Here is a 14,584-nt window from a genome sequence, read left to right as displayed (position 1 = left end):
TGGCGCCGGGCGGAAAAAGAGCGGGCATCATGCCCTCATGGAAATCGAGTTCAAGTTTCATATTCCCGCCGAGCGCCTGAAAGCCGTCGAGGCCGCCATGCGGCGCGGCACCGTGGCGCGCACCCGGCTGCAGGCGCGCTATTTCGACACCGCCGACCAGGCGCTGGCCGCGCAAGGCATCGTGCTGCGCCTGCGCAAGGAAGGGCGGCGCTGGGTGCAGACCGTCAAGGCCACCGGCGACAACGCCTTGCACCGGCTCGAACACAACGTCGATCTTGGCGCCGCGGCGGGCGGCGCATCGCCCACGATCGACCCGCAACGCCACCAGGGCACGCCGGTCGGCGAGCGGCTCGCCAAGGTGCTGGCCGAGAGCGACGCGGCACTGGTCGAGCGCCAATCGACGGACATCGTGCGGCTCACGCGCGACGTGCGCACCACCGGCGCCAACGCGGCCGTGGTGGAGCTGGCGCTCGACGTCGGCAAGGTCGTCGCCCACGCAGGCACGCCCGAGCAGCGCGAATCGCCGGTGTGCGAACTGGAACTCGAACTCAAGCGGGGCGATGTGCAAGGACTGGTGGCGCTTGCGCGCCGCTGGTCGCAGCAGCACGGCCTGTGGTTCAGCACCCTCTCCAAGGCCGAACGCGGCGCCCGCCTGTTGGCAAAGCTCGAGCTCGTGCCGGCCGTGAAGGCAGAGACGCCCCGCTTCGCCGATGAAAAAAACAGCAAGCTCGACGGCCGCACCATCCAGCAAGCTGTGGTTGCGTCTTGCCTCGCCCAGATGCTGCCCAACGCCAGCGAGATCGCAGCCGGCAGCACCGACGAGGAACAGATCCACCAGTTGCGCATCGGCATCCGTCGGCTGCGTACCGCATTGCGCGAACTCGCGGGGCTCGATGCGAGCGCGGGTCTTCTCGACGCGGCCGCATGGGAGCCGCCCCTGGTCGAAGCCTTTCACGCCCTTGGCGCGCTGCGCGATCGCCAGCAGGTCGTGAAGCTGGCGCAGCCGCAATTGCGTAGCGCAGGCGCACCGGAGTTCGATCCGCTCACGGGAGACCAGGCCGCGGCTCGCGTACAGTCAGCCGGCGACATCGTGCGCACGCACGCATTCCAGTCGGTGCTGGTCTCGCTCATCGGCTTTACCGCCACGACGACGCACGCGGAAGCGGCGAAAGCCGGGGAAGCCGCGCAGCAGGAGCAACCGGCGCCGCTGGATGCCGGCGACGCCCGCGGCTTCTTGCGCAAACGCCTGCAGCGCTTGCATAAACAGGTCGTCCGAGACGGCCAGCGCTTCGAGTCCTTGCCCACCGAAGACCAGCACCGCACCCGCAAGCGGCTCAAGCGCCTGCGCTACCTGGCCGAGTTCGTGGCGCCGCTGTTTGCCGACGCGGGCGATGGAAAAAGCTCAGCTGCCGAGCGATACCTGAAGCGGCTGCGTCCGGCGCAAGACGCGCTGGGCGAGTTCAACGACGAAGCCGTGGCGATGGCGCTCTACCGCGAAGCCGCTGCGCACGATGCGCGCGCATGGTTCGCGGTCGGCTGGTTCAGCGCGCGCCATGCGGCTGGCGCGAAGGCGTGCCGCAAGGCGCTGGGCAAGATCGAGAAGGCGCGGAGCTTCTGGGCAAAGAAGTAGGCCGCACGCCGGAAGGCCGAAGGATCGAAGCTTCGATCAGTGGTGGTGCCCGTGCGCCCCATGCACGTGACGATGCTCGATCTCCACCGGCAGCGCGGCGCGCACGTCCGTCACCTGGAGGCTGAACTTCAGCGCCTTGCCCGCCCACGGATGGTTGCCGTCGAGCAGCACCACCGGACCCTTGATCTTCATTACCGTGAAAACGTGCTCGGTGCCGTCGTCGAGCCGCCCCTGCAGCTGTCCGCCCACCTTCACGCCCGGCGGAAATTCGGACTTGGGAATGCTGCGCACCAGCGATTCATCGCGCAGGCCGAAGGCGTCTTCAGGCGCAAGGTTCAGTATGGTCTGGTAGCCCTTTTCCTTGCCATCGAGCGCTTCCTCGATCTTGGGCAGCGTGTTCTCGTACCCGCCATGCAGGTAGGCCATCGGCTCGGGGCTGGCTTCGATGAGCTTGCCCTGGGCGTCGGCGACCTTGTACTTGAGGGTGACGACGGTGTCTTTTTCGATTTTCATGAAGGCATTTTCTGTGCAAATCGATCGGCCGGTGAGGCTAGGCCTTCGCCACCCGCAGCATTTCCGGCAACGCCTCCTCCGCACTCAGCTTCTCCGTCACCACGTCGATGAACGCCGACACCGCCAGCGGCAGGTGCTTGCGGCTCGGATACAGCACGCTCAGCCCCTGCCCCGTGCGCTGGTATTGCGGCAGCACCGGTACGAGCCGGCCGGCCTGAACGTCGATCCGGGCCATGGTGGGCGGCAGCAGCGCGACGCCCAGTCCGGCGATGGCAGCCTTGCGCAGCGCCTGGGCGGTGTTGCCGCTGAAGCGGCCCGCGACCTGCACCTCTTCCTGCACGCCGTCAGGGCCCGCCATGCGCCAGATGGTGCGGCCGCTGGGGTGCGGCGAGGTCACGCAGTCGTGGTTCGCCGCCAGGTCTTGCAAAGTGGCGGGTGCGCCGCGCGCGGCAATGTAGGCGGGGCTGGCGACCATGCCGTCGGTCAGGGCGTTCAGGAGCTTGCGGGCGATATAGCCTGAGTCGGGCAGTTCGCCGCCGCGGAATGCGATGTCGATCTGCTCGGCGATCAGGTCGGCCTTGGCGTCGCTGAGCACGAAGTCGACGCGCACCAGCGGATGCGCGGCCAGAAAGTCGGCCACCCACTCCATGGGAAAGAAGTCGAAGAAATCGGCGGTTGCCGCCACGCGGATCAAGCCGCTCGGCTCGCGGCTGCCGGTCATCAGCTCTTGCCCAGCCTCCACCAGCCCGTCGACCGCGCCGGCGCAGCGCTCGTGAAAAGCCTGGCCCGCACTGGTGAGGGTGAGCTTGCGGGTGGAGCGCTGCATCAGCCGCGTGCCCAACCGTGCCTCCAGCTGCTGGATGCGCCGGCTCACCGTGTTGGGCGGCAGGCCGAGCCGGCGCGCCGCCCCGGCAAAGCTGCCGTGGCGCACCACCTGCACGAACATGGCGATGTCGTTGAGGTCGAGCATGGCGGCGATTCCTTGCAACAATGGATGAGTGAAATCCGATTCTGCCGTCTAGTCGATCAATGGGTGCAACCCTAACCTTGTGCCCATGACCTCGCAACAACAACCACCTCGCATCGGAATCATCATCGGCTCGACCCGTGAAGGCCGTTTCGGCGAAAAGCCCGCGCATTGGATTTACGAGCTGGCCAGGCAGCGCACCGATCTGTCGTTCGAACTGATCGACCTGCGCGACTATCCGCTGCCCTTCTTCAACGAAGCAGGCGCGCCGGCCTGGGGCCCCGTAAAGAACGAGGCCGCGCAGCGCTGGGCCGCCAAGCTCGACACGCTGGACGGGCTCATCGTCGTCACGCCCGAATACAACCACGGCCCGAGCGCGGTGCTGAAGAACGCCATCGACTGGGCCTACAAGGAGTTCATCCGCAAGCCGATCGCTTTTGTGGGCTACGGCGGCGTGGGCGCTGCGCGTGCCGTGGAGCAGCTGCGGCTCGTCGCCGTCGAGATGCAGATGGCGCCGGTGCGCAACGCGGTGCACATCGGCATGGTCGAGTTTCTCGGCATCTGGCAGCAGGGCAAGACTTTCGACGACTTTCCGCACCTGGCGCAGGCCGCCAACGGCATGCTCGACGACCTCGCGTGGTGGACCAAGGCGCTGAAGACCGCCAGGGAGGCCGCATGAGCACCGCAACCGCCATCACTCCTGCCGCCACCGCGGCGCGCGCCATCGTCTACCGCACGTTCGGCTCGCAGCACGGGCCGATCGTCCGGCTCATGAGCCCGGGCGACCTGGGCGAGTTTCTGAAGCCGTTCGTGTTCCTGGACCTCTTCGGTTTCGACACCACGGGCGGCCACAAGGGCTTCGGCATGCACCCGCACTCGGGCATTGCCACGCTCACCTGGCTGATCGAAGGCGACACGCAATACGAGGACACGACCGGCGAGCAGGGCGTGCTGCCGGCCGGTGGCGTCGAGTGGATGCGCGCCGGCAACGGCGTGTGGCACGACGGCGCACCCGCGCCGGGCACGAAGCGCGTGCAAGGCTTCCAGCTCTGGGTGGCCTTGCCGGCTGCGGAAGAAAACGCGCCGGCCCAGAGCATTTATCTCTCGCCCTCGCAGGTACCGGCGGAAGGCCCGGCGCGCGTGCTGCTCGGCCGCTACGGCGCGGCGCAAAGCCTCATTCCGGCACCGGCGCCGATGAACTACCTGGCCGTGCAGCTGAAGGACGGCGAGCACTGGCGCTACACGCCGCCCGCCGGCCACACCGTGGGGTGGGTGGCGGTGAGCGCGGGCCGCCTCGGCACGGGTACCGGCGGCGAACCCGTCGGCACGGGCGAGCTGGCGGTGTTCGAAGAGTCCGGCGCGGCCATCGACTTCGTGGCGCGCGGCAACACGTCCTTCGTGCTGGGCTCGGCCGTGAAGCATCCGCATGAACTGGTGATGGGGCACTATTCGGTGCATACGAGCAAGGCCGCGCTGGACCAGGGGGAGGCCGAGATCCGGCGCATCGGCGCGCGATTGCGGCAGGAAGGCCGGCTCGCCTGAGCCTGTGTTTTTGCGCCCGATGGGCAGCTGCGCCAGAATCGTTCGCTTCGAACGACTCCGCTGCAGCTCCCATCCTCATGAACATCGTCGATTCCTTCGCCGCCAACGTCTCCCGCTTCGTCGATATCCGGCGCGACATTCACGCCCACCCTGAGCTCGGTTTCGAAGAGCACCGCACCTCCGAAAAGGTGGCGAGCCTGCTCGCCGAATGGGGCATCGAGGTGCACCGCGGCATTGCCGGCACGGGCCTTGTGGGCGTGCTGCGCAAGGGCACCAGCTCGCGCACCATCGGCCTGCGCGCCGACATGGATGCGCTGCCGCTCCACGAGGCCAACGAGTTTGCCCACAAGTCCACCCACGCAGGCCGCATGCACGCCTGCGGCCACGACGGCCACACCACCATACTGCTGGCCGCGGCGTGGCACTTGTCGCAGCAGGGCCCTGACGATTTCGACGGCACGGTGCATTTCATCTTCCAGCCGGCCGAGGAGATGGGCAAGGCCGGCGCCAAGAAGATGATCCAGGACGGCCTGTTCGAGCGCTTTCCGTGCGATGCGGTCTTTGCGCTGCACAACTTTCCGGTGGGCGACGTGGGTCGCTTCGCGCTCAACGAAGGCGCACTGATGGCGTCGAGCAATACCTACAAGATCACCGTGCGTGGGCGCGGCACGCACGCCTCGATGCCGCACACCGGCATCGACCCGGTGGCCGCGGTGGTCACGCTCGCGCAGCAGCTGCAGACCATCGTGCCGCGCACCATTCCGAGCACCGAGCGTGCCCTCCTCGCGGTCACGCAGCTGCAGGGCTCCGATGCGCCCAACGTGATTCCCGACGTGGCCACGGTCGGCGGCACCATCCGCACCTTCTCCATCGAGGCCATCGACAAGATCGAGGCGCGCCTGCGCGAGGTGGCCGCCGGCGTGGCCGCGGCGCACGGCTGCACGGCCGAGGTTTTCTTCAACCGTTCTTCGCCGCCGGTGGTCAACCACGCGGCCGAGGCGCGCTTTGCCGCCGGCGTGATGCGGGAGGTGGTGGGCGACGACATGGTCACCGACAACTTTCCTGCCGTGATGGGCGCCGAAGACTTTGCGCACATGCTGCTTGCGCGGCCCGGCTGCTACGCCTTCCTGGGCAATGGCGAAGGCGACCACCGGCTCGACGGCCACGGGCCCGGCCCTTGCATCATCCACAACACCTCGTTCGACTTCAACGACGAGATCATTCCGATCGGCGCCAGCTACTTCGTGAAGCTGGTACAGCGCTGGCTGCCGTCGGGCGCCTGAAATTTCTTACTGCCAACGATGATGAAAGCGGCCACCCCAATGACCCCGACCCTGTTCACCCGACGTTCGCTCGCTGCCCTTGCAGCTGCCATGGCCGTGGGCGCCCTCGCACCCGTTCACGCGCAACAGCGCGTGATCCACATCGTCGTGCCCTTCGGCACCGGTGCGGTGCAAGACACCGTGGCGCGCGCCTTCAATGCCGAGCTTGGCGCGGCGCTCAATGCCAGCGCCGTTGTCGAAAACCGTGCGGGCGCGGGCGGCACGGTGGGCGCGGCAGCCGTTGCCAAGGCGCCGGCGGACGGCAACACGCTGGTGCTCGCCGCCGCGAGCCACAACATCGCCGGCTTTCTGTACAGCAAGCTCTCGTACGACCCGCTGAAGGACTTCGTGGGCGTGGCCAACATCGGCAACGCGGGCTATGTGCTGGCGGTGGCGAGCGAGCTCAACGTGTCGAACACGGCCGACTTCATCAAGGAGGTCAAGGCCAACCCGGGCAAGTACAACTACGCCTCGGCGGGCAACGGCAGCGCCACGCACCTTGCAATGGCGTCGTTCCTCGCCAAGGCAGGGCTGGAGATGACCCATATTCCGACCAAGTCCACGGGCGAGGCGGTGAACGAAGTGCTCGCGGGTCGGGTGCAGGCGGTCATTTCCTCGAGCATCGGCGTGATGGGTTTCCAGGCAGACCCGCGCATGAAGCTGCTCGCGTCGACCGGCAAGGCGCGCAGCCCCTTCCTGCCCAGCCTGCCGACCGTCGCGGAGAGCGGGCTGCCGGGCTACGCCTTCGATTCATGGATCGGCCTGCTCGCACCTGCCGGCACGCCCAAGGCTGAGGTCGAGCGCCTGAACGCGGCCGCCAACAAGGTTCTGGCCGATCCGGTGATCCAGGAGCGCTTCAAGCGCCTGGGCGTGGAGCCCCGCACGCAGAGCGCCGAGGAGTTTCAGAAGCTGCTGCGCGCGGATTGGGATGCGATGGGCGCGGTGGTGAAAGCATCGGGCGCGAAGATCGACTAGGAGAGCCCGCCAGCGAACCGCGCCAGGCCAAGCCTCGTTCCAGGGGCGTGGCAAAGCAGAAATGTCTTGACGATATATTGTTAATATATTTAAAGTGCACCTGATTTCCACCGCACACCTCAGGAGCACCATCCGTGACCAATCCCCGCTGGCAAGGCATCTTTCCCGCCATCACCACCAAGTTCCACGCCGACGAAAGCATCGATACCGAAGGCACCGCGCGCCACATCGATTTTCAAATCCGCAACGGCATCCACGGCCTGGTCACCTGCGGCTCGCTGGGCGAGGCAAGCACGCTCACGCTCGAAGAAAAGCTGCAGGTCGCCAAGATTGCGCTCGAAGCCGCGGACGGCCGCATTCCGGTGCTGGCGAATGTGTCCGAAACCAGCACGCGTGAAGCGCTGCGCTATGTGGACGGAGCCAACAAGCTGGGCGTGGCGGGCTTCATGGTGATGCCGTCGGTGATCTACGTGGCCGATTCGCGCGAGGCAATGCTGAATGTGCGCACCATCGCCAATGCGGCGCAAAAACCCGTCATGGTCTACAACAACCCGGTGGCCTATCGGGTGGACCTGAAGCCCGAGCACATGGTGGAACTGGCCGACTGCGAATGGATCGCGGCCATCAAGGAGAGCACGGACAACATCCGCCGCATCACGGACCTGCGCAACACGGTGGGCGACCGCTACCAGCTGTTCCTGGGCGTGGACGACCTGGCGTACGAAGGGCTGGCGCTGGGCTGCGACGGCCTCCTGGCCGGCGTCGGCTGCGCATTCCCGCGCGAGACGGTGGCGCTGTACGACCTGATGAAGGCCGGCAAGTTTGCCGAAGCGCTGAAGCTGTACCAGTGGATGACGCCGATGCTGCACCTGGACGTGTCGACCAAGCTGGTGCAGAACCTGAAGCTGATCGACGCACTGGTGGGCGTGGGCAGCGAGCACATGCGCCGCCCGCGGCTGCCGCTCATCGGCGAAGAGCGAGCGGCCGTCGAGGCCATCGTGAAGAAGGCGCTGGCAACACGGCCTGTGCAATACCAGTCGGTTATGTAATAACCGCTCTTTTCGTTGTTCCCAACCTAGGAAGAAGCATGAAGACAAAAGTAGGCATGGTTCCGTTCATCGGCCTCGTGGGCTTCGCCGCCCTCACCCTCGCAGGCCACGCCGGCGCGCAAGAGCAGGTCGTCAAGATCGGCCACAGCGGCCCTCTCTCCGGGCCCAATGCATTCGCGGGCAAGGACAACGAAAACGGCGTGCGCCTTGCCATCGAGGAACTCAACGCGAAGAAGATCACCGCGGGGGGCAAGACGCTGAAGTTCGAGCTGGTGTCCGAAGACGACCAGTGCGACGCCAAGACCGGCGTGAGCGTTGCGCAGAAGTTCGTGGACGACGGCGTCAAGTACGTCATGGGCCCGTACTGCTCGGGCGTGGCCATTCCGGCTTCGCGCATCTATGCCAGCGGCGGCACCATGATCTCGACCGTGGGCACCAACCCGAAGGTCACGCAGGGCGGCTACAAGAACCTGTACCGCATCATCGCGAGCGATAACCAGATCGGCTCCAGCATGGCGGTGTACGCGGCCAAGGTGCTCAAGGTCACCAAGGTGGGCGTGATCGACGACCGCACCGCCTTCGGCCAGGGCCTTGCGGAAGAGTTCACCAAGGAGGCGAAGAAGCAGGGCCTCACCATCGTCGGCCAGGAGTTCACCACCGACAAGGCCGTGGATTTCACCGCCATCCTCACCAACATGAAGTCCAAGGCGCCCGAAGCCATCTTCTTCGGCGGCTATGCGCCGCAGGCCGCACCCATGGCGCGCCAGATGAAGCAGCTTGCCGTGCCCGGCAAGCTGCTGGGCGGCGACACCGTGTGCAGCCCGGCCACCGGCAAGCTGGGCGGCGACGCGGTCAACGACCTGGTGTTCTGCGCACAGGGTGGCTCCATCCTTGAAAAGGCGCAGAGCGGCCCGGCGTTCAAGGCCAAGTTCAAGAAGCGCTTCAATGTCGACGCGGATGCCTATGCGGCCTCGTACTACGACCAGGTGATGTTCATCGGCGAATCGATGCAGAAGGCCAACTCCATCGACCCCGACAAGGTGGGCGCCGAGCTCTACAAGACCACCTACAAGGGCGTGGCCGCAACCTACGCCTACGACGAGCAGGGCAACATGAAGCAGGCACCGATTACGGTGTACACCTTCAAGAACGCAGCGCCCGTTCCCCTGGCCAGCTACTGAGCCGAAGGAAGACATGCAGCGCATCCAGATCGTCGATTCGCACACGGGCGGCGAGCCCACGCGCCTGGTCGTTGGCGGGTTCCCCGACCTGGGTGGCGGCAGCATGGTCGAGCGCCGCGCGCTGCTGGCCGAGCGGCACGACAAGTGGCGCGCCGCCACCGTGCTAGAGCCGCGCGGTAGCGACGTGGTGGTGGGTGCGCTGCTGTGCGAACCCGTGTCCAGGGATGCAGCGGCCGGCGTGATCTTCTTCAACAACACTGGCTACCTCGGCATGTGCGGCCACGGCACCATCGGCTTGGTGGCAAGCCTTGCGCACATGGGGCGCATCGGCGTGGGCGAGCACCGCATCGAAACGCCCGTGGGCACCGTCACGACCACGCTGCATGCCGATGGTTCGGTGAGCGTGCGCAACGTGCCTGCCTACCGGCATCTGCACCAGGTGGCCGTCGAGCTTCCGGGGCACGGCACTGTGCATGGCGATGTGGCGTGGGGCGGCAACTGGTTCTTCCTGGTGAGCGATCACGGCCAGCGCGTGGCCAGCGACAACCTCGCCGCGCTGTCCGGCTACACCGAGGCACTTCGCAAGGCGCTCGTTGCGCAAGGCATCACCGGGGCGGAAGGCGCGGAGATCGACCACATCGAACTCTTTGCCGATGACGACGGCGGTGCGGACAGCCGCAACTTCGTGCTCTGCCCCGGCAACGCGTACGACCGTTCGCCATGCGGCACCGGCACCAGCGCCAAGATCGCCTGCCTCGCGGCCGACGGCAAGCTCGCGCCGGGCGAGGTGTGGACGCAGGCCAGCGTCATCGGCAGCCGCTTCGAAGCCAGCTACACGGTGGAAGACGGCAAGGTCATCCCAACCCTGCGCGGCCGTGCGCACATCAGTGCCGAAGCCACGCTGCTGATCGACGACAACGATCCTTTCGGGTGGGGCATCCGGATATGAAGCTCGCTTCCAGTCTTCGCGCACTTCGTGTCGCTGCGCCAACCCCCTACCGGGGGCAACACCAGCGGCCCGGCAAAGCCGGTTCCGCGGTGTTCCCCGAAGTGCAATAGGCCGTGCACGCCGATGTCATCGTCATAGGTGCCGGCATCGTCGGTGCCGCTTGCGCGCATGCGCTGGCACAAGCAGGCCGCCGCGTGCTGGTGCTCGACGCGCGCATCGGCGGGGCCACCGGCGCCGGCATGGGGCACCTGGTGGTGATGGACGACAACCTGGCCGAACTTGCACTGAGCAGCCACTCGACCGCGCAATGGCGCGCGCTGGCGCCGCGCATGAGCGAAGAGTGTGCCTACAGCGCCTGCGGCACCCTGTGGATTGCCGCGAACGAAGAAGAAATGACCGAGGCCGAACGCAAGCAGCAGAGGCTGCGGGCGCACGGCATCGAAAGCCGCCTGCTCGATGGGGTCGCACTGGCGCGCGCCGAACCCGCGCTGCGCAACGGTCTTGCAGGTGCGCTCGAAGTGCCTGGCGACGGCATTCTCTATGCGCCCAATGCGGCGCGCTGGCTGCTCGCACAGGACGGCGATTCGGTCCGCGTCGAACATGCGAAGGTCGATGAGATTGAAGGCGACGGCACGCTGCGGCTCGTTGGCGGCAGCCGCCGCACTGCACCGCAGATCGTGCTCGCCAACGGCATCGAGGCCCCCACGCTGTGCCCCGAACTGCCGATTCGCCCCAAGAAGGGCCACCTGCTGATCACCGACCGCTATCCGGGCACCGTGCATCACCAGCTCGTCGAGCTCGGCTACGTGACCAGCGCGCACCACAGCGACGGAGATTCGGTCGCCTTCAACGTGCAGCCGCGGCCGACGGGGCAACTGCTGATCGGTTCCTCGCGCCAGTTCGACACTACCGACCCTGCCGTCGAGGCGCCGATGCTCGCGCGCATGCTGCAACGCACGCTCGAGTACCTGCCCGGCCTTGCGGACCTCACCGCCGTGCGCTCCTGGACCGGCATGCGCGCTGCCACGCCCGACGGGCTGCCCCTGCTGGGCAAGCACCCGTGGCGCGAAAAGCTCTGGCTCGCGGTCGGCCACGAAGGCCTGGGCGTGACGACTGCGCCGGGCAGCGCGCACCTGCTTGCGGCGCTCATGAACGGCACCGCCCCTGAATTCGACGCGGCGCCTTACGCGCCGCGCGGCCTTGCTTCAGAAAAATTCGCATGAGCGGCGAGACCTCGCTGCACATCGATGGCCGCCGGGTTCGCGTAAAGGCGGGCACTTCGGTGGCCGCGGCATTGCGCATCGCCGGTGGCGTAGGCGTTGCACGCACCTCCGTCTCGGGCCAGCCGCGCGCGCCGTTCTGCGGCATGGGCGTGTGCCAGGAATGCCGTGTACGGATCGACGGACGCCGCATGCTGGCCTGCCAGACGGTCTGCGCCGAAGGCATGCAGGTGGAGACCACGGCATGAACGCCATGGCGCTGGAGCATTGCGATCTGTTGATCGTCGGCGCGGGTCCCGCGGGCATGGCCGCGGCGCTGGCGGCGGCGCCCAGCGGCGCATCCATCGTCGTCATAGACGACAACCCCGCGCCCGGCGGCCAGATCTGGCGCGATGGTCCCGGCGCCGCACTACCGCCCGCCGCGCGCAAGTGGCGCGAGGCACTGGAGCGCCACGCCAACATTCGCGTGTGCAGCGGCACGCGCGTGATCGCTGCGCCTGCAGACGGCGAACTGCTGCTCGAAGATGCCGTGCGCGGCTGGCGCATGCAGTGGAAGAAGCTGATCCTGTGCACCGGCGCACGCGAACTGTTGCTGCCGTTCCCGGGCTGGACACTGCCCGGCGTCACTGGTGCGGGCGGCTTGCAGGCGCTCGTCAAGGCAGGCTTGCCCGTCGAGGGCGAGCGCATCGTCGTTGCGGGCAGCGGGCCCTTGCTGCTCGCAGCCGCGGCCACCGCGCGCGCCGCGGGCGCGAAGGTCGTGCGCATCGCCGAGCAGGCATCGCTCGCGGCGGTGGCGGGTTTTGCCGTCAAGCTGCTGCGCTGGCCGGGCAAGACAGTTCAAGCGTTGACGCTGGGCGATGCACGGTACCGCACCTCGTCGCACATCGTCGCCGTTCAGGGCGATGGCCAGGTCGAATCGGTCCGGCTGCGCCAAGGCGCGCGAGAAGTGCAGATCGAATGCGATCGCGTGGCGTGCGGCTTCGGCCTCACGCCCAATACGCAGCTCGGCCAACTGCTCGGCTGCGGCCTTGCGCCTGCAGACAACGGTGCACTGGCGCTGGCGGTCGATGCCTTGCAGCGCACCAGCCTGCCCAACGTCTATGCGGCCGGCGAATGCACCGGCTTCGGCGGCAGCGAACGCGCGCTTGCGCAGGGCACCATTGCCGGCTACGCGGCAGTCGGCAATGAACGCGCGGCAACGCAGCATGAACACGAACGTGCCCGCTGGAGTGCCTTTGCCGCACAGTTGCACCGAAGCTTTGCACTGGCCCCCGGCATCCGCCAGATGCCGCAGCCCGACACGCTGGTGTGCCGCTGCGAAGACGTGCCCTTCTCGGCGCTTGCAGGCTGCAGCGGCTGGACCGATGCCAAGCTGCATCGCCGCTGCGGCATGGGCGCTTGCCAGGGCCGCGTGTGCGGCGATGCGGCGCAGTTCCTCTTCGGCTGGACGCCGCCTTCGCCGCGGCCACCACTCTCGCCGGCGCGCATTGCAACCCTGGCCGGCCTTGCGGTCCACGGCAACGATGTGGCCCGACAATGAAACCGAAGCAGCTTCAGAAGAAAAAAACCATGGCCCCACCGAAGACCGTCTCCCGCCCCCAGCCCAAGCGACGGGCCGCCGACCTCGCCTACGACGCGATCGAGACGCTGCTTTCCACCATGCAGCTGGAGCCCGGCAGCCAGGTGGTCGAGGCCGACCTGGCCGAGCGCACCGGGCTTGGCCGCACGCCGGTGCGAGAGGCGCTGATGCGCATGGTGTCGATCGGCCTCATCGTGCAGCAGCCGCGCCGTGGCCTGCTGGTGTCGACCATCGACCTGGCCGACCACCTCGACGTGATCCAGACCCGGCGCGTGCTCGAACTGCTGATTGCGGCCTGCTCGGCGCGCCGCGCCACCGCGCTGCAGCGCAAGGAGATCGTGCGCTGCGCCGAGGTGATGGTCGAGGCCGCCCATCGCGGCGACCTGAACGACTACATGCAGGCCGACCGGGCGCTCGACCTGGTCAATCACCAGGCGAGCCACAACGATTCGGCGGTGAAGGCGGTGATCCCGCTCATCGTGCAGTGCCGGCGCTTCTGGTACGCCTACCAGCATGAAGGCGAGATCGTGGAAGGCGCCAATGCGCACCTCGAACTGGCGCAGGGCATTGCCACCGGCAACGAGGCCGCGGCCGTCGCGGGTGCCAACCGGCTCATGGACTACCTCGAGCTTTTCGCCCGGAAAATCATCGACAAGTAGGCCGAAGGGCCGCTCGGCCAACACCGGGGAACTACGCGTGATCTGCCGCGGCCTCCGGCGCATACTGGCGCGATGGCCGTCGCACCCCGCGCCCAACCCGAAGACTTCTTCACCGCCGAAGAGTGGCAGTCGCTCACCAGCCGTTCCTCATGGAAGGGCCTTTGGCTGGTTGCGCATTGCTGGGGTGTCATCGGCGCCGCGATGCTCGTAGGCATCGCGTGGCCCTGGACTGTGCCGTTCATGGTGCCGATCGTTGGCGCGCGGCAGCTGGGGCTCTTCATCCTCATGCACGACGCCGCGCATGCGGGATTGCACCGCAACCGCAAGGTCAACGACTGGGTGGCCTACTGGCTGTGCTCGTCCACGCTGCGCGACTACCGGCCGTATCACCTGCAGCACCACCGCTTCGTGCAGCAGACCGAAGACCCGGACCTGGTGCTGTCGGCGCCTTTTCCGATCACGCGTGAATCGATGTGGCGCAAGGTCGTGCGCGACCTGAGCGGCCAGACCTTCTACAAGCAGCGCTTCGGCCACATCGCCGAAGGCATCCGGAACCGCGCGCCGGGCGAGTCGGCGCTCCGGGTGTTCGGGCGCGAGTTCGCCAAGGACCGACGCTTCCTGCTCGGCAACGGCCTCGGCTTCCTGGCCTTCGCGCTGGCCGGCTACGGGTGGGTCTGGCTGCTGATGTGGCTGCTGCCCATGGCCACCTGGCTGCCGCTCGTGAGCCGCGTGCGCAATATCGCCGAGCACGCGCTGGTGGCGCAGAACGAGGCCGATCCGCTGCGCCAGGCGCGCACCACGCATGCCGGCTGGCTCGAGCGCGCGCTGGTCGCGCCCTACTGGGTCAACTACCACTGCGAACACCACATGTTCACGAATCTGCCCTGCTGGAGCCTGCCGAAGGCGCACCGGCTGCTGCAGCGACGCGGCGCAACTGCGCGCATGGAAGTGCAGCCCGGCTACCTCAGCCTGCTGAAGCGCGCGGCCTCGGCCCAGCC

Annotated in this window: 15 protein-coding genes; 13 read left to right on the top strand and 2 right to left on the bottom strand. The window is 67.4% G+C overall.

Going from position 1 to position 14,584, the window contains the following annotated elements:
• Positions 1-37: 37 nt before the first annotated feature.
• Entirely contained in the window at positions 38-1,630 is a 1,593-nt protein-coding gene (locus EJI00_RS20205; protein ID WP_126749273.1) for a CYTH and CHAD domain-containing protein, read from the top strand.
• A 36-nt stretch (positions 1,631-1,666) separates the two neighbouring features.
• Here the strand turns inward: EJI00_RS20205 and EJI00_RS20200 are convergent, their stop codons facing one another.
• Positions 1,667-2,143, bottom strand: a complete 477-nt coding sequence (locus tag EJI00_RS20200; RefSeq protein ID WP_126749272.1) for a peptidylprolyl isomerase — start codon at positions 2,141-2,143, stop codon at positions 1,667-1,669.
• A 37-nt stretch (positions 2,144-2,180) separates the two neighbouring features.
• Positions 2,181-3,113, bottom strand: coding sequence for a LysR family transcriptional regulator (locus EJI00_RS20195; RefSeq protein WP_126749271.1), 933 nt, complete (start codon positions 3,111-3,113; stop codon positions 2,181-2,183).
• Positions 3,114-3,198: 85 nt separating this feature from the next.
• Between EJI00_RS20195 and EJI00_RS20190 the strand changes: the two genes are divergently transcribed.
• The 12 genes from EJI00_RS20190 to EJI00_RS20135 form a co-directional block, all read left to right on the top strand.
• Positions 3,199-3,789 carry an NADPH-dependent FMN reductase gene (locus EJI00_RS20190; protein ID WP_126749270.1) on the top strand — a complete coding sequence of 197 codons (591 nt, stop codon included), beginning with the start codon at positions 3,199-3,201 and terminating at the stop codon, positions 3,787-3,789.
• Positions 3,786-4,652 (top strand): pirin family protein, encoded by an 867-nt coding sequence (locus EJI00_RS20185; RefSeq protein WP_126749269.1) that lies wholly within the window; start codon positions 3,786-3,788, stop codon positions 4,650-4,652. Before EJI00_RS20190 ends, EJI00_RS20185 begins: the two co-directional genes overlap by 4 nt.
• Before the next feature lie 77 nt (positions 4,653-4,729).
• Entirely contained in the window at positions 4,730-5,935 is a 1,206-nt protein-coding gene (locus tag EJI00_RS20180) for a M20 aminoacylase family protein (protein ID WP_126749268.1), read from the top strand.
• 39 nt (positions 5,936-5,974) lie between these two features.
• Entirely contained in the window at positions 5,975-6,949 is a 975-nt protein-coding gene (locus tag EJI00_RS20175; RefSeq protein ID WP_409514035.1) for a tripartite tricarboxylate transporter substrate-binding protein, read from the top strand.
• A 134-nt stretch (positions 6,950-7,083) separates the two neighbouring features.
• Positions 7,084-7,998, top strand: coding sequence for a dihydrodipicolinate synthase family protein (locus EJI00_RS20170; RefSeq protein ID WP_126749267.1), 915 nt, complete (start codon positions 7,084-7,086; stop codon positions 7,996-7,998).
• 38 nt (positions 7,999-8,036) lie between these two features.
• Entirely contained in the window at positions 8,037-9,179 is a 1,143-nt protein-coding gene (locus tag EJI00_RS20165) for a branched-chain amino acid ABC transporter substrate-binding protein (protein ID WP_126749266.1), read from the top strand.
• 13 nt (positions 9,180-9,192) lie between these two features.
• On the top strand, positions 9,193-10,128 hold the full coding sequence (locus EJI00_RS20160; protein ID WP_126749265.1) for a 4-hydroxyproline epimerase: 936 nt from the start codon (positions 9,193-9,195) through the stop codon (positions 10,126-10,128).
• Between the two features lie 113 nt (positions 10,129-10,241).
• Complete coding sequence (locus EJI00_RS20155) at positions 10,242-11,351, top strand: NAD(P)/FAD-dependent oxidoreductase (protein ID WP_126749264.1); 1,110 nt, start codon at positions 10,242-10,244, stop codon at positions 11,349-11,351.
• Positions 11,348-11,596, top strand: a complete 249-nt coding sequence (locus tag EJI00_RS20150) for a (2Fe-2S)-binding protein (RefSeq protein WP_126749263.1) — start codon at positions 11,348-11,350, stop codon at positions 11,594-11,596. The genes EJI00_RS20155 and EJI00_RS20150 overlap by 4 nt, the downstream gene beginning before the upstream one ends.
• Positions 11,593-12,888, top strand: a complete 1,296-nt coding sequence (locus tag EJI00_RS20145) for an FAD/NAD(P)-binding oxidoreductase (protein WP_126749262.1) — start codon at positions 11,593-11,595, stop codon at positions 12,886-12,888. The genes EJI00_RS20150 and EJI00_RS20145 overlap by 4 nt, the downstream gene beginning before the upstream one ends.
• A 29-nt stretch (positions 12,889-12,917) precedes the next feature.
• Positions 12,918-13,586 carry a GntR family transcriptional regulator gene (locus EJI00_RS20140; RefSeq protein ID WP_126749261.1) on the top strand — a complete coding sequence of 223 codons (669 nt, stop codon included), beginning with the start codon at positions 12,918-12,920 and terminating at the stop codon, positions 13,584-13,586.
• Positions 13,587-13,658: 72 nt separating this feature from the next.
• Positions 13,659-14,584: fatty acid desaturase family protein (locus EJI00_RS20135; RefSeq protein ID WP_126749260.1), on the top strand; the 926-nt coding region annotated here is incomplete at its 3' end.

Origin of the sequence: Variovorax sp. DXTD-1, from assembly GCF_003984625.1 — a bacterium.
Taxonomy (GTDB): domain Bacteria; phylum Pseudomonadota; class Gammaproteobacteria; order Burkholderiales; family Burkholderiaceae_C; genus Variovorax.
The sequence above is the reverse complement of the archived record's forward strand: the minus strand, read 5'-3'. Positions and strand labels throughout refer to the sequence as shown.

What these genes read in the sequence shown, in the direction of transcription:
- EJI00_RS20205 (WP_126749273.1), top strand. Translation starts at nt 38, where the DNA reads ATGGAAATCGAGTTCAAGTTTCATATTCCCGCCGAGCGCCTGAAAGCC.
- EJI00_RS20200 (WP_126749272.1), bottom strand. Translation starts at nt 2,143, where the DNA reads ATGAAAATCGAAAAAGACACCGTCGTCACCCTCAAGTACAAGGTCGCC.
- EJI00_RS20195 (WP_126749271.1), bottom strand. Translation starts at nt 3,113, where the DNA reads ATGCTCGACCTCAACGACATCGCCATGTTCGTGCAGGTGGTGCGCCAC.
- EJI00_RS20190 (WP_126749270.1), top strand. Translation starts at nt 3,199, where the DNA reads ATGACCTCGCAACAACAACCACCTCGCATCGGAATCATCATCGGCTCG.
- EJI00_RS20185 (WP_126749269.1), top strand. Translation starts at nt 3,786, where the DNA reads ATGAGCACCGCAACCGCCATCACTCCTGCCGCCACCGCGGCGCGCGCC.
- EJI00_RS20180 (WP_126749268.1), top strand. Translation starts at nt 4,730, where the DNA reads ATGAACATCGTCGATTCCTTCGCCGCCAACGTCTCCCGCTTCGTCGAT.
- EJI00_RS20175 (WP_409514035.1), top strand. Translation starts at nt 5,975, where the DNA reads ATGACCCCGACCCTGTTCACCCGACGTTCGCTCGCTGCCCTTGCAGCT.
- EJI00_RS20165 (WP_126749266.1), top strand. Translation starts at nt 8,037, where the DNA reads ATGAAGACAAAAGTAGGCATGGTTCCGTTCATCGGCCTCGTGGGCTTC.
- EJI00_RS20160 (WP_126749265.1), top strand. Translation starts at nt 9,193, where the DNA reads ATGCAGCGCATCCAGATCGTCGATTCGCACACGGGCGGCGAGCCCACG.
- EJI00_RS20150 (WP_126749263.1), top strand. Translation starts at nt 11,348, where the DNA reads ATGAGCGGCGAGACCTCGCTGCACATCGATGGCCGCCGGGTTCGCGTA.
- EJI00_RS20145 (WP_126749262.1), top strand. Translation starts at nt 11,593, where the DNA reads ATGAACGCCATGGCGCTGGAGCATTGCGATCTGTTGATCGTCGGCGCG.
- EJI00_RS20140 (WP_126749261.1), top strand. Translation starts at nt 12,918, where the DNA reads ATGGCCCCACCGAAGACCGTCTCCCGCCCCCAGCCCAAGCGACGGGCC.